This window comes from Streptomyces sp. NPDC091412, assembly GCF_044756885.1.
In the GTDB taxonomy this organism is placed as follows: Bacteria; Actinomycetota; Actinomycetes; order Streptomycetales; family Streptomycetaceae; genus Streptomyces.
In genome coordinates this window covers 59,372-81,457 of sequence record NZ_JBIVTV010000010.1, presented here as the reverse complement: position 1 = coordinate 81,457, position 22,086 = coordinate 59,372, and the positions used below count along the sequence as shown (strand labels likewise).

The following is a 22,086-nucleotide window of genomic DNA, read 5'->3' as shown; positions in this document are numbered from 1 at the left end:
CCTCCGGGGTGGCTGGCCGATGACCCCGCTGGACGACGGTACCGTCTCCCGCGCGGTGCCCCGTGCCGCTGTACGGGGCCGGGCGCGACACTCACCCGGTACCGTGAATCGGATGAGCAGCGATGAGAAACCGGCGGCCCCGCGTTCACTCGCGGAAGCGCTCCGCGCGCGCGACGACGCCTCCCTGGCCGCGCTCCTGCGCAGCCGCCCCGACCTCATCACGCCGGTCCCGACCGACCTCACCCAGCTCGCCACCCGCGCCGGGACCCGCGCCTCGGTGGTCCGCGCCCTGGAGCGGCTGGACCGGTTCGCCCAGCAGACGGCCCAGGCCCTCGCGGTGGCCGGCGACCCGGCCACGTACGGCGAACTGCTCGACCTGATGGCGTCCGACGCCCGCGATCCCGTCGTCGCCGCCGCGCTGCCCCGCGCCCTGGGCACCCTGCGCGAACAGGCCCTCGTCTGGGGCGGCGACGACCGGCTGCGCCTGGTGCGCACGGCACGCGAGCTGCTCGCGCCGTCTCCCCAGCACCCGTCCCCGACCGGGCTCGGACCGACGGTGCGGGAGGCCGCGGCGGGCATGTCCCCGGGGCGCATCCAGGAGATCGTGACGACCGCCGGGCTGCCCTCGACCCACGACTCCGTCTCCGCCGTCGCCTCGCTCACCGACCTCTTCACCGACCGCGAGCGGATGTCCGCGCTGCTCGCCGGGCTGCCCGCCGACTCCCTCGACGTACTGGAGCGCCTGGTGTGGGGGCCGCCCTACGGTCAGGTCACCCCCGACCCGGCGCCGCGTCTGCGCCGGCTGCTGGACCGCGGGCTGCTGCTGCCCACGGCTCCCGGAACCGTCGTCCTCCCCCGCGAGGCGGCCCTGCACCTGCGCGCGGGCCGCGCCCACCGTGCGCCCGAACCGGTGCCGCCGGCCGTGGAGGCCGCCGCGACCCACCGTCCACAGGTTGTGGACGCGACGGCGGCCGGGCAGGCGTACACCGCCCTGGCCACCGTGGAGGAACTGCTGCGGGACTGGGACGAGGGCGGCCCGAACGTGCTGCGCGCGGGCGGTCTGAGCGTGCGCGACCTCAAGCGCACCGCCGTCGCTCTCGACGTGCCCGAACCGGTGGCCGCCTTCTGGGTCGAACTCGCCTACGCGGCCGGTCTGGTCGCCTCCGACGGCGAGGACGACGAGCGGTACGCGGCGACCCCCGCCCACGACGAGTGGCTGGAGCGGCCCGCCGCCGAACGCTGGGCCCACCTCGCGGCGACCTGGCTGGCGGCCACGCGGACCGCGGGTCTGATCGGCGGACGGGACGCCAAGGACCGGACCCTGTCGGCGCTCGGCCCCGGCCTCGACCGCTCGGCGGCGCCGGAAGTACGGCACCGGGTGCTCACCCTGCTCGCGGGCCTGCCGCTGGGCGCCGCACCGGCCGGTGAGTCGGTGCTGGCCCGGCTGCGCTGGGAGCACCCGCCGCGCGAACCGCGGCAGGAGGACGACCTGCGCGGCCGCCTCGCCCGGTGGACGCTGTCCGAGGCGGAACTGCTCGGCGTCACCGGCCGGGGCGCGCTGTCCGCGCACGGGCGCGCGCTGCTCGGCGCGTCCGCACCGGCTCCCGCGGAGGCGGAGCCCGCGCCCGGGAAGACCCCCGCGGGCGAGGCCGGGCGCGGTCCCGCCGCACGCGCGAAGGCGGCCACGGACGCGGCCGGGGCCGCGCCCGCGAGCCCGGGGGACAAGCTGCCCGTCCACAAGCACCACCGGCCGGAAGGAATCCCCGGCATCCCCGGCATCCCGGCACCCCCGTCCCCGACCACGCCGGTCTCCCCCTTCCCGCCCACCGCCCCCGCCTCCGCCGCGTCCGCCGACGAACAGGCCGCCGCGGCCCGCGTCCTCGCCCCGCTCCTGCCCGAGCCCCTGGACCACGTCCTGCTCCAGGCGGACCTGACCGCGGTCGCGCCCGGACCCCTGTGGCGTCCGCTCGCCGAGACGCTGGGCGTGCTCGCGGACGTGGAGTCCAAGGGCGGCGCGACCGTCTACCGGTTCACCCCCGCCTCCGTACGCCGCGCCCTTGACGCCGGCCGCACCGCCTCCGACCTGCACGCCTTCCTCACCGCGCACTCCCGTACGCCGGTGCCGCAGCCGCTGGCGTACCTGATCGACGACGTGGCCCGCCGGCACGGCCATCTGCGGGTCGGCGCGGCCTCGGCGTACCTGCGCTGCGACGACGACGCGCTGCTGAACGAGATCCTCGCCGACAAGCGGTCCGCCGGGCTGCGCCTGCGCCGCCTCGCGCCGACCGTGCTGGCCGCGCAGGCCGACCCGGCCACGCTCCTGGAGGGCCTGCGCGCGATGGGCTACGCACCGGCCGCCGAATCCGCGGCGGGCGACGTGCTGATCACCCGCGCGCACTCCCACCGCACCCCGCCGCGCACCGCCCCCGACCCGGTCCCGGAGGGCCCGCCCGCCCCGGACGCCACGCTGCTGTCCGCCGCGATCCGCGCGATCCGGGCGGGCGACCTGGCCTCGACCGCCCCGCGCAAGCCGACCACGGCCACCCGGGAGGACGGCGAACTGCCCCGCACCGGCTCCGCCGAGACCCTCGCCACCATGCAGGCCGCCGTCCTCACCGGCGAGTCCCTGTGGATCGGCTACGTCAACGCCGAGGGCGCCGCCAGCCAGCGCGTCATCGCGCCGATCCGCGTCGAGGGCGGCTTCGTCACCGCGTACGACCACACCGCGGACGAGGTCCGCACCTACCCCCTGCACCGGGTCACGGGGGTCGCCGAGCTCGCGGACGACCAGCCGTGATCCGCCCCGGATAGGGCACACTGGACGTTTGACCACATGGAAAGGGCGCTGCGTGTGAATGGTCCCCTGATCGTCCAGTCGGACAAGACCCTGCTTCTCGAAGTCGACCACGAGCAGGCCGACGACTGCCGCCGGGTCATCGCGCCGTTCGCCGAGCTGGAGCGGGCGCCCGAGCACATCCACACCTACCGGGTCACCCCGCTCGGCCTGTGGAACGCGCGCGCCGCCGGGCACGACGCCGAGCAGGTCGTCGACGCCCTCGTGCAGTACAGCCGCTACCCCGTGCCGCACGCGCTGCTCGTCGACATCGCCGAGACGATGGACCGCTACGGGCGGCTGACCCTCAGCAAGCACCCGGCGCACGGTCTGGTCCTGACCACCACCGACCGGCCGGTCCTGGAGGAGGTGCTGAAGTCCAAGCGGATCGCTCCGCTGGTCGGCGCCCGCATCGACCCGGACACGGTGGCCGTGCACCCCTCCGAACGCGGGCAGATCAAGCAGACCCTGCTGAAGCTGGGCTGGCCCGCCGAGGACCTCGCCGGGTACGTCGACGGCGAGGCGCACCCGATCGAGCTGCGCGAGGACGGCTGGGCGCTGCGGCCCTACCAGAAGCAGGCCGTGGAGAACTTCTGGCACGGCGGGAGCGGTGTCGTCGTCCTGCCCTGCGGGGCTGGCAAGACGCTGGTGGGCGCAGGCTCGATGGCGCAGGCGAAGTCCACGACGCTGATCCTCGTCACGAACACCGTCTCGGCCCGGCAGTGGAAGCACGAGCTGGTGAAGCGGACCTCGCTGACCGAGGACGAGATCGGGGAGTACAGCGGGACCAGGAAGGAGGTCCGCCCGGTCACCATCGCCACCTACCAGGTGCTGACGACCCGGCGGAAGGGGATCTACCCCCACCTGGAGCTGTTCGACTCCCGGGACTGGGGACTGATCGTCTACGACGAGGTGCACCTGCTGCCCGCACCGGTCTTCAAGTTCACCGCGGACCTCCAGGCCCGGCGGCGGCTGGGACTGACCGCGACCCTGGTGCGCGAGGACGGCCGTGAGTCGGACGTGTTCTCCCTGATCGGCCCCAAGCGGTTCGACGCGCCCTGGAAGGAGATCGAGGCGCAGGGCCACATCGCGCCCGCGGACTGCGTCGAGGTCCGGGTGAACCTGACCGACTCCGAACGACTGGCGTACGCGACGGCCGAGACGGAGGAGAAGTACCGCTTCTGCGCGACCACGGCGACCAAGCGGAAGGTCACGGAGGCGATCGTCCGCCGCTTCGCCGGGCAGCAGATCCTGGTCATCGGCCAGTACATCGACCAGCTCGACGAGCTGGGCGAGCACCTGAACGCGCCGGTGATCAAGGGCGAGACGTCCAACGCGCAGCGCGAGAAGCTCTTCGACGCCTTCCGCGAGGGCGAGATCAGCGTGCTGGTCGTGTCGAAGGTGGCGAACTTCTCCATCGACCTGCCGGAGGCCACGGTCGCCATCCAGGTCTCGGGCACCTTCGGCTCCCGCCAGGAGGAGGCCCAGCGCCTCGGGCGGGTGCTGCGTCCGAAGGCCGACGGCCACCAGGCGCACTTCTACTCGGTGGTCGCCCGCGACACGATCGACCAGGACTTCGCCGCACACCGCCAGCGCTTCCTGGCCGAACAGGGCTACGCCTACCGGATCATGGACGCCGACGAACTGCTGGCGGAGGAGGCCTGACCCTCCCGGGGCCCGCCGGACCGCCGTCTGCGGAATTCCAGCGCCACCGCCATGAGCAGGGCCAGCCCCAGCAGGGGGTAGGGCGAGGCCAGGGGCTGCTGCCACCAGGACAGGTGCAGCTCCACGCCCTTGTTGGGGACCATCCACAGGGTGCGGGCCGTGAACAGGACCACGGTGACCGCCGCCCAGACGCGGCGGCCCTCGGCCAGGAGTACGGCGATCAGCGGGACGCACCACACCCAGTGGTGGGACCAGCTGATCGGTGAGACGAGCAGCGCGGTCAGTCCGGTCAGCAGCACGCCCCACCGCTCCCGCCGCACCCGGCACGCGAGCCACAGGCCGGCGACGGTCACCGCGACGGCGGGCAGCATCCAGGCGAGTCCGGGCGACGGCTCCCCCAGCAGCCGGGCGACCAGGCCCTGGAGCGACTGGTTGGCGATGATCCACGGCTTGCCCACCCGGTTGGTCTCGAACAGACGGCGCGTCCAGTAGTCGACGCCGGCCGCGGGCAGCACGAGTGCCCCGACGGCGACCGTCCCGGCGAACCCGGCCACCGCCACGGCCGCCTCGCGGCGCCGCCCCCGCAGCAGCAAGTACACGATGAAGAGGCCCGGGGTGAGCTTGATGCCGGTCGCGACGCCGATCAGGACACCCCTGCCGCGGGCTCCGGGCGGCCGGGTCAGGTCCCACAGGACCAGGCAGACGATCGCGAGGTTGATCTGCCCGTAGACGAAGGTCTGGAAGACCGGTTCGAGCCAGACGGCCGGCGCCGTCGCGGCGCACACCGCCGCCAGCCCGGCCCGGCGCCCGGCGAGCCGCGCGGAGAGGTGGACGAGCCAGGCGAGCAGGAGCGCGTTGCCCGCGAAGAACGCCGCCTTCAGGGCCGCGGCGGGAAGCCACACCGCCGGCACGAACAGCAGGGCCGCGAACGGCGGGTACGTGGCCGGAAGCCGTCCCTGCGTGACCGTGAAGCCGTACAGGTCGCGGCCGTGGACGACCGCCGCGCCCTCGGCCTGGTAGACCACCGCGTCGGGCATCTGCACCCGCTGCACCGCGAACAGGACCGCGAGGGCGGCGAGGGAGACGACGAGGAGGGCCAGGGCGAGTGCCGCTGGTGACCGGACCATCACCTTCCGTGCTGTCACGGACCGACCCTAGTTGCTCACTTGTGGCGTACGCCCGCCTCCTCGCCGTACTCGCCGAGGACGACCACGTCGAACAGGGCGCCCGCGAACACCTTGACGGCGTGCAGGGCGTCGCCCATTACGTGATGACGGGGGCCGTCCTGGACAGCCGTGGCGCCGGCCGGGCGAGCGGCGGGAGCCGGGTGGATGGTTGCTGCGCTCATATCTCCATGGTGGATCCGGGGGCATAGGACCGGCATCGGTCCACGGACCGGGCTTTCCTGCCTCCGAGTACCCCTCTGGAGGGACCTCTGCCCCTGCGTCCGGCGGACGCGAACCCCTAGGGTCTGGCGATCACGGCACCTGGGCCTGCCCGGAGCGGGAAAACCGGTTGGCCTCCGCGCGTAGCCGCGCCCTAGAATCCACCCTCTTGCCCGCCTCCTCACGGAGCGCCGCCGTCCGGACGGAAACCGGTCGGCAGATCCCGCCGCCGCGCGGCGCAGCCACACGGCACCACCCCACGGCGCCCGCCCGCCCCGAAGGCCTTCCGGAGGCACCCCCTTGTCGTCCCTGTCGTCCTCGTCTCCCGCGTCTCCCGCGTCTCCCTCGTCGCCTTCGTCTTCGTACATGCCCGGCGACCCCCTCGCCCGCGAGCGCGCCCACCTGTCCGCCTCCCGGGCCGCACTGCGCGCCATGCGCGAGGACGTGGAGTCGCTCGACATCCGGGACGTCACCGCGAACTGGGTCAACGCCGAAGTCCTCGCCCGCCAGATCGACGAGCGCATCAAGGCGCTGGCCGACCTCAGCGACACCCCGCTGTTCTTCGGGCGGCTCGACTACCTGCACGCCCCGGGCGCGGACAGGGCGGAGGGCGCCGAGGGCGAACGCTTCTACATCGGACGCCGGCACGTGCACGACGGCGAGGGCGACCCCATGGTCATCGACTGGCGCGCACCGGTCTCGCAGCCGTTCTACCGGGCCTCCAGGAAGGACCCGATGGACGTCGGGCTGCGCCGCCGCTTCGGCTACACCGGCGGCGACCTCACGGCGTACGAGGACGAGCACCTGTCCGACCCGGCCGAGCCGTCGGGGGCCGCCACCACCAGCAAGCTGCTCCAGCAGGAGATCGAACGCCCGCGTGTGGGCCCGATGCGCGACATCGTGGCGACCATCCAGCCCGAGCAGGACGAGATCGTGCGGTCCGGGATGTCCGGCACCGTCTGCGTCCAGGGCGGACCCGGCACCGGAAAGACCGCCGTGGGCCTGCACCGGGTCGCCTACCTCCTCTACGCCCACCGCGAGCGGCTCGCCCGCACCGGCACCCTCGTGATCGGGCCGAACCGGTCCTTCCTGCACTACATCGAGCAAGTGCTGCCCGCGCTCGGCGAGTTGACCGTTCAGCAGGCCACCGTCGGCGATCTGGTGGCGCATGTGGAGGTGCGGGGCGCGGACGACGCGGCGACCGCGATCGTCAAGGGCGACGCCCGGATGGCGGAGGTGCTCCGCAGGGCGCTGTACTCCCACGTGACCATGCCCACCGAACCGGTCGTGGTGGTGCGCGGCTCGCGGCGCTGGCGCGTCCCGGCGTACGAACTGGAGGACATCGTCCGGGAGTTGCTGGACCGCGGCATCCGCTACGGCGCCGCCCGCGAGGCCCTGCCGCAGCGGATCGCGCACGCCGTGCTGGTGCAGATGGAGCGGGCGGGCGAGGCCCCCGACGACCGTGTGCAGGACGCGGTGGCCCGCAACGCGGCGGTCAAGGCGGCCGTCAAGGCGGTCTGGCCCCCGGTCGACCCGGCGAAACTGGTGCTGCGGCTGCTGGCGGACGCGGACTTCCTCGCGGAGCACGCGGACGGGATCCTCACCGAGGAGGAGCGCAAGACGCTCCTGTGGGCCAGGCCCGTACGGTCGGTGAAGTCGGCCAAGTGGTCCGCCGCCGACGCCGTACTGGTCGACGAGGCCGCCGACCTGGTGGAGCGGACCCACTCCCTCGGGCATGTCGTCCTGGACGAGGCGCAGGACCTCTCCCCCATGCAGTACCGGGCGGTCGGCCGGCGCTGCACCACCGGCTCCGCGACCGTCCTCGGCGACCTGGCCCAGGGCACCACGCCGTGGGCCACCCGCACCTGGGAGGAGGCCCTGGCCCACCTCGGCAAGTCCGACGGCCTGATCGAGGAGCTGACGGCGGGTTTCCGCGTGCCGACGGACGTCATCACGTACGCCTCCCGGCTGCTGCCGCACATCGCCCCCGGGCTCACCCCCGTCGCGTCGGTGCGCGAGAACCCCGGCTTCTTCGAGATCCGTACGGCCGCCGGGGACGCCGAGGTGGTCTCCGCGTGCCAGGAGTTGCTGCGCAACGAGGGCTCGGTCGGCCTGATCGCCGCCGACGCCCGCGTCCCGGCCGTGGCCGAGGCGCTGACGGCGGCCGGCCTGCCGTACCTCGCCCCCGGCGAGGAGACGACGGCCGAGACCCGCCTCACCCTGGTCCCCGCCTCACTCGCCAAGGGCCTGGAGTACGACTACGTCGTCCTCGACGAGCCCCAGGCCGTCGTCGACGGCGAACCCGACGAACGCACCGGCCTGCGCCGCCTGTACGTGGCCCTGACCCGAGCAGTCTCGGGCCTGATCGTGACCCACACGGCCCCCCTGCCGGGTCAGCTGTCCTGAGGGCCACCGGACTGCTGAGAGGGCGGGTCGGCGGGAGCGGGGGCAGCGGGGCTGGTTTCCTCGCCGGGCGCCGCCGAACCGGGCGCGTCGCCGGACGCGGCGGGACGCGGCACGGCGGGACTGGGCGCGTCCCCGGGCGCGGCCCAACCGGACGCGACGGCGCCGGACGCGACGCCGGGCACGGAGTGGCTGGCCCCATCAAGGCCGGGCAGGTCGCCGGGTGCGGCAGGGCTGGACCCAGCATGGCCCGGTGCATCACCGGGCGCAGCGGGACGCGGCACGGCGGGACTGGGCACGTCGCCGGGCGCGGCCCAACCGGACGCGACGGCGGGCACGGCATGGCTTGCCCCATCAAGGCCGGGCAGATCGCCGGGCACGGCAGGGCTGGACGCGGTAGGCCCGAGTGCGGCGGGACTGGGCGCACCGGCGCCGGATGCGGCGGATCCGGGCCCGGCAGAGCCAGCCGGCGCGGCGCCGGGGACGGCCCCGTTCGAGAGCGGCGGCGCGTACGGTCCATGGCTGCCCTGCGGTGACGCGTACGGCCAAACCGCGCCCGGCGGCGGAGCGTACGCCCCCTGTGCGCCCGGCGGCGGGTACGCCCCCTGCGACCCGGGCGGCTGCGGGTACGGCCCGTACATGCCCTGCGGTCCCGGGTACGGCCCGTACGCACCCGGCGCCTGCTGCGGGTACGGACCGTACCCACCTGGCGCCTGCTGCGGGTACGGCCAGTACGCGCCCTGAGGTGGTGCGTAGGGCAGGAAATGGGGCGGGACCGGCTCGGGAGGCGGGGCTGACACGTGCTGCGGGCGGCGTCGCCGTGCCAGCCACAGCACGATCGCGGCGAAGAGCAGCACCGAGGCCATGTCGACGAGGGCCAGTTGCCAGGTGGCGTCCGCCGCCGTCTCGTCGGACGCCAGTCCGTCCACGTACGCGGCGGACAGGCCGAAGGCCAGCAGGTTGTTCAGCGCGTGCAGGGCGATGGACGCCTCGAGGCCGCCCGTGCGGATGGTCAGCAGCCCCGCCACCACACCGAACACCAGGAGATCGGCGAAACCCCAGGGCGTGCCCCAGCCGTGCGCGGCCGCGAAGAGCACCGCCTGCGGCAGCACCGCGAGCCACGGGGAACGGAGGAAGGCACCGGCCGCCTGCAGCAGCCAGCCGCGGAACACGTACTCCTCAGCCGCCGACTGCAACGGCACGAGGACCACCAGCATGGCCAGGGAGACGAGGAACGTCTGCCACCCCACCCACACGCCGGCCCCTCCGCCGTCGCCCTGGTCGTCCGGCAGGAAGATCGCGACCACCGGCAGCAGCACCATGGGGGGCACGGCGGCCAGCAGGCACCAGGCCAGCCATCGCCAACGCGGCCGACCGGCGACGGAGGCCACCGTGCCGGCCGGACGCCGGCCCAGCCAGAGCACGGCCAGCAGCACCAGCGGCAGGTCCACGGCTATGAACGCCAGATCCAGACCCGTACCCAGAACGGGGCCGAAGTCGACGCCACCGTCCGGCAGTTCCGGATAACCGGCGGCCGTGCCGATCCCCTCGGTGAGGAGGTAGAGGAACAGGGTGGCCAGGACCGACCCGAACACCAGCACCACAGTGCCGAGCAGCGGCCACCACCAGCGGTGGTGAGGTGAGTACCGGGCCATACGGTGATACGGAAGCCCGGTGGGGTCAGGGGACGTTGCTGTCATGAACGACATCGTGCCCGGTCCGAATGGGCCAGGCGTACGAATTACCCGCCCCGGACCCACCTCACCCCGGTCCGGGCACCGTGTCTCAGCCCGCGGGCTGCCGGACCGCCGCCCCGTCCAGGACCGCGCGCCACTCCGCGACCGCCGCGACGGAGACCGGCCCGTCCCAGCCGCCGGGGCGGGCCGCGCCGCCGATGTGGAAGGCGTCGATCCCCTCGGCGAGCAGCGCGGGCACATGGTCCAGCCGCAGGCCGCCGCCGACCATGATCTGCTGCTCGTAGCCGGGCTCGCCGCCGCGCGCGGCCTCCGCGATCAGCGTGGGCAGCCCGTCGTCCACGCCCGAGGCGGCACCCGCCGTCAGATACGTGTCGAGCCCCGGCAGCCCGTCCAGCCGCTTGCGCAGCGCGTCGCGGTCGGCGGCACGGTCGATCGCCCGGTGGAAGGTCCAGCGGCAGCCGTCCAGCTCGCCGACGACCCGCTCCACGGCGGCCAGATCGACCCCGCCCCGCGGATCGAGGAACCCGAGCACGAACTCCTCGACGCCGGCCGCCCGCAGCTCGCCCGCGACGCCCACCAGCCGGTCCAGCCCCCGGGCGCCCCCCGCGCCGAATCCGTCCGCGAGCCGCAGCATCACGCGCGGCGGAATGTCCACGGCCGCGCGGATCCCGGCGACGGTACGGGCCGACGGGGTGAGCCCGTCGGCCGCCATGTCGGTGACCAGCTCGAGGCGGTCCGCGCCTCCGGCCTGAGCGGCGACCGCGTCCTCGACGTCGAGGACGATCACCTCCAGGACTGCACGCATGCTCATAGGAGCCCTTCCCTCGGTTCCCCTGAAGCGGACAGGTCTAGTCCAATATCAGAGTACGCCGGTCGGCAAACCCACGGCCGGGAACCGGTCACCCGATGATGTTCAGCCCAGCCTTCCCGGCGCCCGCGAGCTCGTGGATCCCGTATCTCGTGCACATCGGCGGAAGTCGTGCCCGCTCCGCCGGACAATGGCCGTATGGCCGATCTCGATGCCCTGCGCTCCCGCTGGACCCGCGCCCTGGAGGGTGCCCGGGGCCCCGGTGGCGGTCCCGACCCGGTGCCGTATGCCGACGACCTGCTCAAGCGCTGGCAGGAGCCGCAGCGGCACTACCACACGCTCACGCACCTGACCGCGGTCCTCGATCACATCGACGTACTGGATGAATACGCTGCCGACCCGGACGTGGTGCGGCTGGCCGCGTGGTTTCACGATGCCGTCTACCTGCCCGAGCGCTCCGAGAACGAGGAGCGGTCCGCGCGCCTGGCCGAGCGGGCGCTCCCAGAGGCCGGAGTCGCCGACGCGAAGACCGCCGAAGCCGCCCGGCTGATCCGCCTCACCGTCACCCACGATCCGGCCGACGACGACCGCGACGGCCAGGTGCTGTGCGACGCCGATCTGGCGATCCTCGCCGCGTCCCCGTCGGCGTACGCCGCCTACGCGGCCGGCGTCCGTGAGGAGTACCACTTCGTCCCGAACGACGCCTTCCGCGAGGGCCGTGCCGCCGTCCTGCGGCAGCTCCTCGCCCTGCCCCGCCTGTTCCGCACCCCGTACGGCGCGGAGCGCTGGGAGGCGACGGCCCGCTACAACGTCACCTCGGAGCTGGAAATGCTGTCGCCCTGAGGCCCCGCCGCGCCTACCCTGCGCCGTATGCGTACATGGGGCGGGGAGCAGGTGGAGCAGGCCGTCGCGGACGCCGTGGCGCTGCTGAGGACGGCGACGGACCGGGACTGGGACGGGGTGAGGGCCGGGCGGCTGGAGTGGAGCTGCCGGCGGACGGCGGAGCACATCGCGGGCGATCTCATCGCGTACGCCGGGCAGTTGGCCGGGCGGGCGCAGAACGCCTACGTCCCCTTCGAGATCACCCTCGACGAGGGCACCGGAAACACGGACGTCCTGGACGTGATCGAGACGACCGGCGCCCTGCTCGCCGCCGCCGTCCGCACCACCCCGCGCGAGGTCCGGGCCTTCCACCCGTACCCCTTCCGCGGCGCGAACCGCGAGGGATTCGCCGCGATGGGAGTGGCCGAGGTACTGCTGCACACGCATGACATCGCGACCGGCCTGCACCTGGCCTACGAGCCGCCCGCCGAGCTGTGCGAGGACGTGCTGACCCGGCTCTTCCCCCACGTCCGGCCGGGCTCCGCACCCTGGCCGACGCTGCTGTGGGCCACCGGCCGCGGCGACCTGCCCGGTCGGCCGCCGGTCACCGAGTGGCGCTGGAGCAACCCGCCGGCCATACCCGCCGACCGGCTCACCCTGGAGGGTGTCACTCCCGCCGCCGCCCGCGATCTGAGCGCCGGCGGTGACGGCGGGTTCACGTGGGCCGAGGGCGGGCCCTACGAGGGCACGCGGGACGCCGCCGGGATGACCGTGAAGGCGTACGAGGCCGGGGCACACCGGCCCGAGTGGGGGATGTTCGTGCTGGTCCGCAGGGAAGACGGGTGCGCGGTCGGCGGGATGGGCTTCCACGGAGTGCCCGACGAGGAGGGGCGCGCGGAGGTGGGTTACGACCTCGCCGTGTCCGCCCGTGGCCACGGCTACGCGACCGAGGCCCTGCGCGCGCTGTCGGGCTGGGCGCTGGCCCGGGACGACGTACGGCTGCTGGTCGCGACCGTGGACCGCGTCAACCTTCCCTCCCAACGCGTCGTCACCCGCGCCGGTTTCGCCGCCGTGCGTGAGGGCGAGGAGGAGATCTTCTACGAACTGCGGCCCTGAACACGGCGCTTGGGGCGGCGCAGCCCCGCCGCGTACAGCAGCCGCACCACCTCGCGGCTGCTGACCTCGACCGCGCCGGCCGCCACCGCGTCGGCGTACCGGTGGGAGGGCAGGTCGTAGTGGTCCCGCTCGAAGGCCCGGCGGGGCACGCCCAAACCCTCGGCGAAGGTGTGGAGTTCGTCGTACGAGACGTCGCTGACCAGGTGGGACCACATGCGGCCGTGACCCGGCCAGGACGGCGGGTCGATGTAGAGGGTCACGGTGCGACCGCCCGGCGCGGCGCCGTCACGACGTCGTGCTCCGGCCGGTGGCCTCCGCCAGCGCGCCCACCGGTGCCACCTTCACGCCCGCCTTGGAGCACACCCAGTGCGGGTCCGGCCCGAGTTCCGGCTCGACATCCAGCGCGTGCGGGTCGCCGTAGCCGCACACCGGGCACAGCGGCCAGCGGCCGTACCGCTCCAGGAGCGCGTCCTGGACGTCCTGCGCGACCAGACCCGCCACGTACTGGGCGCCTTCCGGCCACTGCTCCACCCACCAGCGGCGCTGGACGACGGAGTCCTCCACGAGCGAGACCACGTCCGCGTCGGCGACCTCGCCGGCGACCAGATCGGCGAGCACCAGGGCGCGGGCGGCGTGCAGGGCCTGCTCCAGGGGGCTGAGGGGTTCCATGCCCCCCATTGTCACCCCGAAGTCACGGACCGGACACCGGTGACGGATCACGCCCCGGCGGACTCCGCGCCGCCGGGGACCCGCTCTCTCCATCTCCCGTGCGCCGCCGGGCTGTTCACGGGAGCCCGGGCCAGGGCCGCTGGGGCTGTAAAGGGTTTCTTGACACACCCCTGAATGTAAAGGCATCCTTTACATGTGACCGATTCCCTCCCCCTCGCTTCCCTGAGTGCCCGGCTCGCCGAGCACGCCGCGGCCCTGGCCTCCGCGGTGGGCAGCCCGTTGGCCCCACCGGCCTACCTCGACCTGATCCGACACGCCCAGGACGTCGACGCCTTGGCGGAACAGGTGCTCAAGCTCTGCGTGCAGCAGTGCCGGGACGCGGGCCACACCTGGCAGGAGGTCGGGGACCTGCTCGGAGTCACCCGCCAGGCCGCATTCCAGCGGTTCGGCAAGCCCATCGACCCCCGAACGGGAGAACTCATGGACAAGACAGTGCGCATGACGGACGCCGCGGAGCGCGCCCTCGAGATCGTCACGGCCGTCCTCGAAGGCCGCATGGACGACGCCAGGCCGTCCTTCAACGCCGAGGTGCTGGCGGCCTTCACCGACGAGGTGCGGGGCAACGCGCTGGCGAGCGTCGCCGGACTCGTCGGCGCGTTCGAGGGCTTCGGCGAGGGCGAACCGTTCGTCCGGCGCATCGGCGATCACACCGTGGTGGACATCCCCCTGCGCTACGAGGCCGGTGAGATGAAGGCCCGGGTCGCCTTCGACACCGCCGAGAAGGTCGGCGGACTCTTCATCCTCCCGCCCGAGACGCCGTGACCCGGCCGCTCCGACACCCCCACAGAGAGTCCATTCCGTGATTGCCTCCAGCCTCAACTCCTCGGCGGTCCCCTGGGCCGCGATCGCACCCCTGCTGGTCGCCGAGCTCGCTCTGCTCGTCTACTGCCTCGTCGACCTCGCACGGCACCGGAGCACCCGTCACCTGCCCCGCTGGGCCTGGGTGCTGACATGCCTCTTCGTGAACCCCGTGGGCCCGATCGCCTACCTGGTGGCGGGACGGAGCGAGGACCGATGAGCGGGCCGGCCGTGGTGACCGCGAACCTGGTGCGCGACTACGGGCACGGGGCGGGGCTGCACGGCGTGGACCTGGAGGTGCCGCGCGGCGGTGTCTACGGTCTGGTGGGCCCGAACGGCGCCGGGAAGACGACGCTCCTGTCCATCGTGGCCGGTCTGCGCCGCTTCGACGCGGGCGAGGTCCGGACGGCGGTCGACGCGGGACGGATCGGGGTCTGCCCGGACACCCCCGAGTTCGAACCCTGGCTCACCGCGGCGGAGGTGGTGCGCCAGTCCCGCGGTCTGGCCGCGCGCGGCGCACGCGGGCGCCGCGGCGGACCGGCGCACGACACCGGCGGGACCGCCCCCGACCCGGTCACGGCCGTACTCGCCGAGGTCGGCCTGACCGAGGCGGCCGACCGGCGCACGGGCGGCTTCTCCCGCGGTATGAAGCAACGGCTGGGCCTCGCGGTGGCGTTGGCGCTGGACCCCGAGCTGCTGATCCTCGACGAACCGTCCAGCGCGCTCGACCCGTCCGGGCGGGCGGAGGTGCTGTCCCTGGTCGCCGGTCTCGGCAGGACCCGCACCGTGATCTTCTCCAGCCATGTCCTGGCGGACGTCCAGCGGGTCGCCGACACGGTGGGCGTGCTCGACCGGGGCAGGCTCCTGTTCCAGGGGCCGGTCCGCGACCTGATCGACCGGTTCCTGCGGCCGGCCTGGGAGCTGCGCCTGCGCGCGGGCGGCGAGCAGCGGCTGGCCGAACTGCTGCGGCGGCAGGAGTGGGTCACCTCGGTGGCGGTGAACTCCGACGGATCCGTGCGCGTCGAAGCGTCGAGCACGGCGGTCGGTGAGCGCCGGCTGCCGCAGGCGATCGCCGCGGCGGACGCCGCGCTGATCAGCCTCCAACCGGTCGACGCCGACCTGGAGGCCGCGTTCCTGGCGCTGACCGGCGGACGGCACGGACAGGACGGACAGGACGGTCGGCACGTGGAGCACGGACAGCGGGAAGCGGATCGGACGGGTGCGGCGTGAACGAGCTTTCGCTGTGGCGGGTGGAGTGGCTTCGGCTGCTGCGCACCAAGAGGCTGATCGCGCTGCTGGGTGTCTTCGTGGTCTTCGGGTTCACCGGGCCGCTGCTCGCCCGGTACTCCGCGCAGCTGCTGGACCACGCCGGCGGCTCGGCCCAGCGGGCGAAGATCGTCTTTCCGCCCCCGGTCCCGGCGGACGGTGTGGCCCAGTACGTGAACAACGCGTTCGGGATCGGCCTCATCGTGGCCGTCGTCGTGGCGGCGTACGCGTGCTCGATCGACGCCAAGCCCGCGCTGGCTGTCTTCTACCGGACACGCGCCCGGCGCTTCGGCGATCTGCTGGTGCCGAGGTTCGCGGTCAGCGCCGCCGGGGCCGTGGGCGGCTACCTGGCCGGGCTGCTCGCCGCCTGGTACGAGACGGCCGTCCTGCTGGGGAATCCCGGTACGGCGGCCGTGGGCTGGACCGCGCTCACCGGCTCGGTGTACCTGGTGTTCGCCGTGGCGGTCACGGCGCTGGCCGGGACCCTGGCGCGCAGCACGCTCGGCACCGTCGGGTACGCGCTGCTCGTACTGTTCACGCTCCCGCTGCTCGGGGCGCTGCCGGGGGTGTCGCGCCGGCTCCCGACCGAGCTGACGAAAGCGCCGGACGCGTTCCTGCGGCACACGGCGGCCGACCACGCGCAGCAGGCCCTGGCCGTCGCCGTGGTCCTCACGCTCGGCTGCGTGGTGGCAGCGGTCCTGCGGGGCGCGCGCAAGGAGGTGCGTTGACGTCCGTGTCGCGGAGCACGGGGCACGAGGCTCGGACGGCCACGTCGCGGCCACTGTTCGAGCCGGGTCTGCGGGGCCTTGGCGCGCGGCCTTGACCACGTGACCGTACGGAAAATACCTTTCACAGTGTGACCCAGGACGTGAAGGAAATTTTCGCAGGCGTGGGCGCCCCGGGCCTCACGCCCCCCGCACCCGCCGCCCTCGCGGCCAAGGTACGCACGCTCGCGCCCTCGATGACCCGCTCCATGCAGCGGGTCGCCGAGGCCGTCGCCGCCGACCCGGCCGGCTGCGCGGCCCTCACGGTCACCGGCCTCGCCGAGCTCACCGGCACCAGCGAGGCGACCGTCGTACGCACCGCCCGCCTGCTGGGCTATCCGGGTTACCGGGACCTGCGCCTGGCCCTCGCGGGCCTGGCCGCCCAGCAGCAGTCGGGGCGCGCGCCCGCCATCACGACCGACATCGCGGTGGACGACCCCATCGCCGACGTCGTCGCCAAACTCGCCTTCGACGAGCAGCAGACCCTGGCCGACACCGCCGCCGGCCTCGACACCATCCAGCTCGGCGCGGCCGTCACCGCGCTGGCCGCCGCCCGTCGCACCGACGTCTACGGCATCGGCGCCTCCGGTCTGGTCGCCCAGGACCTCACGCAGAAGCTGCTGCGCATAGGTCTGGTGGCGCACGCGCACAGCGACCCGCACCTCGCCGTCACCAACGCGGTGCAGCTGCGCGCGGGGGACGTCGCGATCGCCATCACCCACTCGGGTTCGACCGGGGACGTGATCGAGCCGCTGCGGGTGGCCTTCGAGCGCGGCGCGACCACCGTCGCCATCACCGGCCGTCCCGCCGCGCCCGTCACCCAGTACGCCGACCACGTCCTGACCACCTCCACGGCCCGCGAGAGCGAGCTGCGCCCGGCGGCGATGTCCTCCCGGACCAGTCAACTGCTCGTGGTGGACTGCCTGTTCGTCGGGGTGGCACAGCGGACGTACGAGACGGCGGCGCCCGCGCTCGCCGCGTCCTACGAGGCGCTCGCCCACCGGCACAGCCCGCGGGGCGGGACCCATCGCTCGTAGCGTTCGCAACGCTCGCAGCCGAGAACCGAACAAGCCCGGATCCGCACGGTCAGCCGTACCGCGACGCACGAAGAGAGCCGCCCCCTCATGACCTCCACGCCCCACTACCGCGAGCTGCGCACCGAGTTGGAGTCGCTGACGACCGAGGCGTTCCGCCCCGAGCTGGCGGAGATCGACCGGCTGCCGACGCTGGAGATCGCCCGGCTGATGAACGCCGAGGACACCACCGTGCCCGCCGCCGTGGCCGAGCGGCTGCCGCAGATCGCCGCCGCGATCGACGCGGTGGCGGAGCGGATGGCGCGCGGCGGCCGGCTGGTCTACGCCGGCGCGGGCACGGCCGGACGGCTGGGGGTCCTGGACGCCTCGGAGTGCCCGCCGACCTTCAACACGCGCCCCTCCCAGGTCGTCGGGCTGATCGCGGGCGGCCCCCCGGCCATGGTGACCTCGGTCGAGGGCGCGGAGGACTCGAAGGAGCTGGCGGCCGAAGCGCTCGACGCCCTCGGTCTCACGCGGGACGACACGGTGGTGGGCGTCTCCGCCTCCGGCCGCACCCCCTACGCCATCGGCGCGGTGGAGCACGCCCGCGCCCTGGGCGCCCTGACCATCGGCCTGTCCTGCAACGCGAACAGCGCGCTGGCGGCCGCCGCCGAGCACGGCATCGAGGTCGTCGTCGGCCCCGAACTCCTCACCGGCTCCACCCGTCTGAAGGCCGGCACGGCGCAGAAACTGGTCCTCAACATGCTCTCGACGATCACGATGATCCGCCTGGGCAAGACCTACGGAAACCTGATGGTCGACGTACGGGCCTCCAACGACAAGCTCCGCGCCCGCTCCCGCCGTATCGTCGCCCTGGCCACGGGCGCCGCGGACGACGAGATCGAACGCGCCCTGACGGCCGCGGACGGCGAGGTGAAGACCGCCATCCTCACCCTCCTCGCCGGCACCGACGCCGCCACGGCGAGCCGCCTCCTGCAACAGTCCGACGGCCATCTGCGCACGGCACTGGAGCGGGCGGGGGACTGAGGCCGGCGGGCCCGGGACCGGTGGCGGGAGCGAACGGGGAGGCCGGGGGCTCCCTCACCGGCCGGGGCGTCCTACGCTGGAGGACACCATGAACCACGCCCAGCTCACCGCCCTAGGACGGGCTCTGCGTCTGCTCGGGGAGCATGGCGAGGCGCTGTCCGCGGACACGCCCGACGCCAGGCTGCACGAGATGAAGGCGGACCTCCGGCGCGCTCTCGACCTGCTGGACGAGACCGTCACGACGGCCGCGCCCGCCACCCGCTGCGCCGAGCATCCGAACGGGCCCGTCGACGAGAGCGCCCCCGACCTGTGTCTGCTGTGCGAGACCCGGCGCCGGGCCGCCCGCCGCTCCGAGGTCGACGGGGCGTACGCCTCGTACGCGCGCCGCGCCGCCGAGCCCGCGGCCACCGCCCCGTCCCGCTACGGCGTCCGCGAGGACCGGCCGCAGCCCCAGCAGCGATGGCTGCCGGAGCTGTGGAACGGTCGGGAGTGGCAGTTGTGCGGGACCCCGCGCCGGGACCGGCGCGAGGCCGAGCTGTTCATCGCCGCCCAGCGCCGGGCACCGCGCGCCGCGCCCGCCTACCGGCTCGTGCACGAGTTCACCGACTACGAGGTGGTGCGGATCTGGGGCCATCCCACACGGGCCGACATCGAGCCCATGGGCAACCCGTAGGGCCTACGGCACCTTCGCCCCGGCGGGCGCGGGCTCACCGGACGCCGACGGCTCACCCTGGGCCGCGGTGCGCGGGCGCGGGATGAAGGACGCGACCAGGAAGCCGAGCAGGGCGGCGCCGCCGCCGATGGCGAGGACCGTGCGGAAGCCGTTCTCGGAGGGCAGCGCGTAGGACCCGAACGCGGTGGTCATATGGGCCAGGACCACACCCGCCACCGCGCTGGCGACCGACGTGCCGATCGAGCGCATCAGGGTGTTGAGGCTGTTCGCCGCGCCCGTCTCGGACGCGGGCACGGCGCTCATGATGAGCGCGGGCATCGAGCCGTAGGTGAAGCCGATGCCGGCGCCGATCACACAGGACGTCAGGACGAAGTGCCAGACCTGGCTCATCAGGACGATGTTGAGGCCGTAGCCGGCGGCCACGATCAGCGCGCCGATCATCAGCGTCACCTTGGGGCCCCTGGTCCGCGAGACGATCGCCGACACCGGGGCGACGGCCATCATCACCAGGCCCGAGGGGGCCATGACCAGGCCGGAGGCCAGCAGCGACTTGCCGAGTCCGTAGCCGGTCTGCGCGGGCAGTTGCAGCAACTGCGGGATGACCAGGGACATCGAGAACATCGCGAAGCCGATGGCCACCGAGGCGAGGTTGGTCACCAGCACCTGACGGCGGGCCGTGGTGCGCAGGTCCACCAGGGGCGCCTCGACACGCAGCTCGAACAGGCCCCAGGCGACCAGGACGACGACCGCCACCGCGAACAGGCCCAGGGTCGTTCCACTGCTCCAGCCCCAGTCGGCACCCTTGGAGATCGCCAGGAGCAGGCAGATCAGGCCCGTCGCCATACCGACCGCGCCGAGAAGGTCGAAGCGGCCGCCGGTGCGCACCGCCGACTCGGGCACGACGCTCAGCACCAGCACCGCCGCGGCGACGCCCAGACCGGCCGAAACCCAGAACAGCATGTGCCAGTTGAGGTTCTCGGCGATCAGGGCGGCGGCGGGCAGACCGAGGGCGCCGCCGACGCCGAGCGAGGCGCTGATCATCGCGGTCGCCGAACCGAGCCGCTCGGCGGGCAGTTCGTCGCGCATGATGCTGATGCCGAGCGGGATGACGCCGGAGGCGAGGCCCTGCAGGGCACGGCCGACGATCATCGGCGTGAGGGAGTCGCTCAGCGCGGCCGTGACCGAGCCGGCCACCAGCATGGCCAGGCTCAGCAGGAGCATGCGGCGCTTGCCGTACATGTCGCCGAGGCGGCCCATGACCGGGGTGGCCACGGCCGCGGCGAGCAGCGTGGCGGTGACGGCCCAGATGGTGTCCGACGCCGAGGCGTGCAGGAGCTGGGGCAGCTCGGGAATGATCGGGATCACGAGGGTCTGCATCAGCGAGACCACGATGCCGCCGAAGGCGAGTACGGCCACGACGGCGTTGGGCCGGGGCGCGGATTGCCCGGCCGCGGCGGGCCGGGCGAGTGCGTCGGACATGAAGGAAGGTCTCCGTCGGAGAGCGGGTGTACTTGACTCAGGCAACTTTAATTGAAATTGATTGACTTAAGCAAGCGAAATCCCGCCAGGAAGACCCGGCAGGCAGACCAGACCAGGCAGACAGACAGACCAGGTGGAGGCTCGCCGGACGAAGACCCCCCGGAGATCCGGCAGGCGAAGACCCGGCAGGCAGAGGGGCGGCGCCCGCCCTCCGGCAGCCACCGCCCCCACATCCGGGTCCGAGCCCCCGGGCCCGACCCGGCCCGGCTCAGCTCAGCGTCTTCAGCGCCGCCGCGTCGTACGGCTTCAGCTCATCGAAGCGGCCGCCGAGCACCTTCGCCGCCCACTCGGGGTCGTGGAGCAGCGCGCGGCCCACGGCCACCAGGTCGAACTCGTCGCGCTCCAGCCGGTCCAGCAGGTTGTCGAGGCTGCCGACCTCCGCGCCCTCGCCCTGGAACGCCTTGATGAAGTCGCCGTCCAGACCCACCGAGCCGACGGTGATGACCTGCTTGCCCGTCAGCTTCTTCGTCCAGCCCGCGAGGTTGAGGTCCGAGCCCTCGAACTCCGGCAGCCAGTAGCGGCGCGTGGAGGCGTGGAAGACGTCGACTCCGGCCGCCGCGAGCGGCGACAGGATCGCCTCCAGCTCCTCCGGGGTCTCGGCCAGGCGGGCGTCGTAGACGTCCTGCTTCCACTGCGAGTACCGGAAGAGGACCGGGAAGGAGGGCGAGACGGACTCGCGCACCGCGGCCACGATCTCGGCGGCGAACTTCGTACGGGCCACCGGATCGCCGCCGTAGGCGTCGGTACGGCGGTTGGTGCCCGCCCAGAGGAACTGGTCGAGCAGATAGCCGTGGGCGCCGTGCAGCTCCACGCCGTCGAAACCGATGCGCTCCGCGGCGGCGGCCGCCTCGGCGAACGCGCCGATGACGTCGTCCAGGTCCGTCCGCGTCATCGCCCTGCCGGTGACCTCGGACTCGCCGACGCGCAGCCCGGAGGGGCCCACCGCGGGCGCGTCCGGGAACGGCTGCTGGCCCGGCCGGCGCACCATGCCGATGTGCCACAGCTGCGGCACGATCGTGCCGCCCGCCGCGTGCACGGCCTCGGCCACCTTGGCCCAGCCCGCGAGCTGCTCCTCGCCGTGGAAACGCGGCACGCGGTCGCTCTGCCCGGCCGAGTCATGCCCCACATAGGTGCCCTCGGTGACGATCAGGCCGACGCCCGCGGCGGCGCGGCGGGCGTAGTACGACAGCACGTCCTCGCCGGGGACGCCGCCCGGCGAGAACATCCGGGTCATCGGCGCCATCACGATCCGGTTGGGGACGGTGAGGCCGTTCAGAGTGACGGGGCGGGAGAGGATCCCGGCCGCGCGGGAGGCGGACTCGGAAGCGGTGGAGGTCACGTGGGGGGCTCCTCGGAATCGTGATCGGTACCGGCCGGCGCGCACACGCGTCCGCCGGGCACCGGCGTCAACTGCCCCGCCTGTCACGGCATTCCGCCGATCCACCCCTGTGACCCGGAACACGCCCGAGGGCGGCACCCCCTGTCTCCAGGGAGTGCCGCCCTCGGTACGTGAAGGACGGATCCGATC

Annotated in this window: 20 protein-coding genes; 12 read left to right on the top strand and 8 right to left on the bottom strand. The window is 73.7% G+C overall.

The features are described from left to right. The first annotated feature begins 112 nt into the window (after window positions 1–112). Window positions 113–2,797 carry a helicase-associated domain-containing protein gene (locus tag ACIQMV_RS23750; RefSeq protein WP_402595316.1) on the top strand — a complete coding sequence of 895 codons (2,685 nt, stop codon included), beginning with the start codon at window positions 113–115 and terminating at the stop codon, window positions 2,795–2,797. A 54-nt stretch (window positions 2,798–2,851) separates the two neighbouring features. Next, window positions 2,852–4,498 carry a DNA repair helicase XPB gene (locus ACIQMV_RS23745; protein ID WP_384177652.1) on the top strand — a complete coding sequence of 549 codons (1,647 nt, stop codon included), beginning with the start codon at window positions 2,852–2,854 and terminating at the stop codon, window positions 4,496–4,498. Here ACIQMV_RS23745 and ACIQMV_RS23740 read toward each other — a convergent pair. Further along, window positions 4,453–5,643, bottom strand: coding sequence for a glycosyltransferase 87 family protein (locus ACIQMV_RS23740; RefSeq protein ID WP_402595313.1), 1,191 nt, complete (start codon window positions 5,641–5,643; stop codon window positions 4,453–4,455). The genes ACIQMV_RS23745 and ACIQMV_RS23740 overlap by 46 nt on opposite strands. 17 nt (window positions 5,644–5,660) lie before the next feature. Then, window positions 5,661–5,846 carry a hypothetical protein gene (locus ACIQMV_RS23735; RefSeq protein WP_141360156.1) on the bottom strand — a complete coding sequence of 62 codons (186 nt, stop codon included), beginning with the start codon at window positions 5,844–5,846 and terminating at the stop codon, window positions 5,661–5,663. Between the two features lie 403 nt (window positions 5,847–6,249). Between ACIQMV_RS23735 and ACIQMV_RS23730 the strand changes: the two genes are divergently transcribed. Beyond that, complete coding sequence (locus ACIQMV_RS23730; RefSeq protein ID WP_402595308.1) at window positions 6,250–8,289, top strand: HelD family protein; 2,040 nt, start codon at window positions 6,250–6,252, stop codon at window positions 8,287–8,289. Here the strand turns inward: ACIQMV_RS23730 and ACIQMV_RS23725 are convergent. Together ACIQMV_RS23725 and ACIQMV_RS23720 are read right to left on the bottom strand one after the other, a co-directional pair. Beyond that, window positions 8,277–9,986, bottom strand: a complete 1,710-nt coding sequence (locus tag ACIQMV_RS23725; protein WP_402595306.1) for a type II CAAX prenyl endopeptidase Rce1 family protein — start codon at window positions 9,984–9,986, stop codon at window positions 8,277–8,279. The two genes, ACIQMV_RS23730 and ACIQMV_RS23725, sit on opposite strands and share 13 nt — an antisense overlap. 85 nt (window positions 9,987–10,071) lie before the next feature. Next, window positions 10,072–10,794, bottom strand: a complete 723-nt coding sequence (locus ACIQMV_RS23720) for a copper homeostasis protein CutC (RefSeq protein WP_402595305.1) — start codon at window positions 10,792–10,794, stop codon at window positions 10,072–10,074. A gap of 195 nt (window positions 10,795–10,989) precedes the next feature. Here ACIQMV_RS23720 and ACIQMV_RS23715 point away from each other — a divergent pair, with 195 nt between their 5' ends. Together ACIQMV_RS23715 and ACIQMV_RS23710 are read left to right on the top strand one after the other, a co-directional pair. After that, complete coding sequence (locus tag ACIQMV_RS23715) at window positions 10,990–11,634, top strand: hypothetical protein (RefSeq protein ID WP_402595303.1); 645 nt, start codon at window positions 10,990–10,992, stop codon at window positions 11,632–11,634. Window positions 11,635–11,661: 27 nt separating this feature from the next. Further along, window positions 11,662–12,729: a GNAT family N-acetyltransferase gene (locus tag ACIQMV_RS23710; protein WP_402595301.1), complete on the top strand. Its 1,068-nt coding sequence runs from the start codon at window positions 11,662–11,664 to the stop codon at window positions 12,727–12,729. On the opposite strand, the gene ACIQMV_RS23705 is transcribed toward ACIQMV_RS23710, so the two are convergent. Both ACIQMV_RS23705 and ACIQMV_RS23700 read right to left on the bottom strand, forming a co-directional pair. Then, entirely contained in the window at window positions 12,711–12,989 is a 279-nt protein-coding gene (locus ACIQMV_RS23705; RefSeq protein ID WP_225074587.1) for a DUF4031 domain-containing protein, read from the bottom strand. The genes ACIQMV_RS23710 and ACIQMV_RS23705 overlap by 19 nt on opposite strands. Window positions 12,990–13,014: 25 nt before the next feature. Further along, complete coding sequence (locus ACIQMV_RS23700) at window positions 13,015–13,398, bottom strand: hypothetical protein (protein ID WP_402595299.1); 384 nt, start codon at window positions 13,396–13,398, stop codon at window positions 13,015–13,017. Between the two features lie 195 nt (window positions 13,399–13,593). Between ACIQMV_RS23700 and ACIQMV_RS23695 the strand changes: the two genes are divergently transcribed. The 7 genes from ACIQMV_RS23695 (at window position 13,594) to ACIQMV_RS23665 (ending at window position 19,019) form a co-directional block, all read left to right on the top strand. Then, on the top strand, window positions 13,594–14,220 hold the full coding sequence (locus ACIQMV_RS23695) for a DUF3887 domain-containing protein (RefSeq protein ID WP_402595297.1): 627 nt from the start codon (window positions 13,594–13,596) through the stop codon (window positions 14,218–14,220). Between the two features lie 37 nt (window positions 14,221–14,257). After that, complete coding sequence (locus ACIQMV_RS23690; protein ID WP_216372784.1) at window positions 14,258–14,476, top strand: PLD nuclease N-terminal domain-containing protein; 219 nt, start codon at window positions 14,258–14,260, stop codon at window positions 14,474–14,476. Then, window positions 14,473–15,486: an ABC transporter ATP-binding protein gene (locus ACIQMV_RS23685; RefSeq protein WP_402595294.1), complete on the top strand. Its 1,014-nt coding sequence runs from the start codon at window positions 14,473–14,475 to the stop codon at window positions 15,484–15,486. The genes ACIQMV_RS23690 and ACIQMV_RS23685 overlap by 4 nt, the downstream gene beginning before the upstream one ends. Beyond that, on the top strand, window positions 15,483–16,250 hold the full coding sequence (locus ACIQMV_RS23680; RefSeq protein ID WP_402595292.1) for a hypothetical protein: 768 nt from the start codon (window positions 15,483–15,485) through the stop codon (window positions 16,248–16,250). The genes ACIQMV_RS23685 and ACIQMV_RS23680 overlap by 4 nt, the downstream gene beginning before the upstream one ends. A 128-nt stretch (window positions 16,251–16,378) precedes the next feature. Next, a complete protein-coding gene (locus ACIQMV_RS23675) occupies window positions 16,379–17,323 on the top strand; it encodes a MurR/RpiR family transcriptional regulator (RefSeq protein WP_141360146.1) in 945 nt (314 codons plus the stop codon). Between the two features lie 87 nt (window positions 17,324–17,410). Further along, entirely contained in the window at window positions 17,411–18,346 is a 936-nt protein-coding gene (gene murQ, locus ACIQMV_RS23670; RefSeq protein ID WP_402595290.1) for an N-acetylmuramic acid 6-phosphate etherase, read from the top strand. A gap of 88 nt (window positions 18,347–18,434) precedes the next feature. Next, window positions 18,435–19,019 (top strand): hypothetical protein, encoded by a 585-nt coding sequence (locus tag ACIQMV_RS23665; RefSeq protein WP_141360144.1) that lies wholly within the window; start codon window positions 18,435–18,437, stop codon window positions 19,017–19,019. Between the two features lie 3 nt (window positions 19,020–19,022). On the opposite strand, the gene ACIQMV_RS23660 is transcribed toward ACIQMV_RS23665, so the two are convergent. Further along, window positions 19,023–20,498: an MFS transporter gene (locus ACIQMV_RS23660; protein ID WP_402595288.1), complete on the bottom strand. Its 1,476-nt coding sequence runs from the start codon at window positions 20,496–20,498 to the stop codon at window positions 19,023–19,025. 268 nt (window positions 20,499–20,766) lie between these two features. After that, a complete protein-coding gene (locus ACIQMV_RS23655; RefSeq protein ID WP_402595286.1) occupies window positions 20,767–21,897 on the bottom strand; it encodes an NADH:flavin oxidoreductase in 1,131 nt (376 codons plus the stop codon). Window positions 21,898–22,086 lie beyond the last annotated feature (189 nt).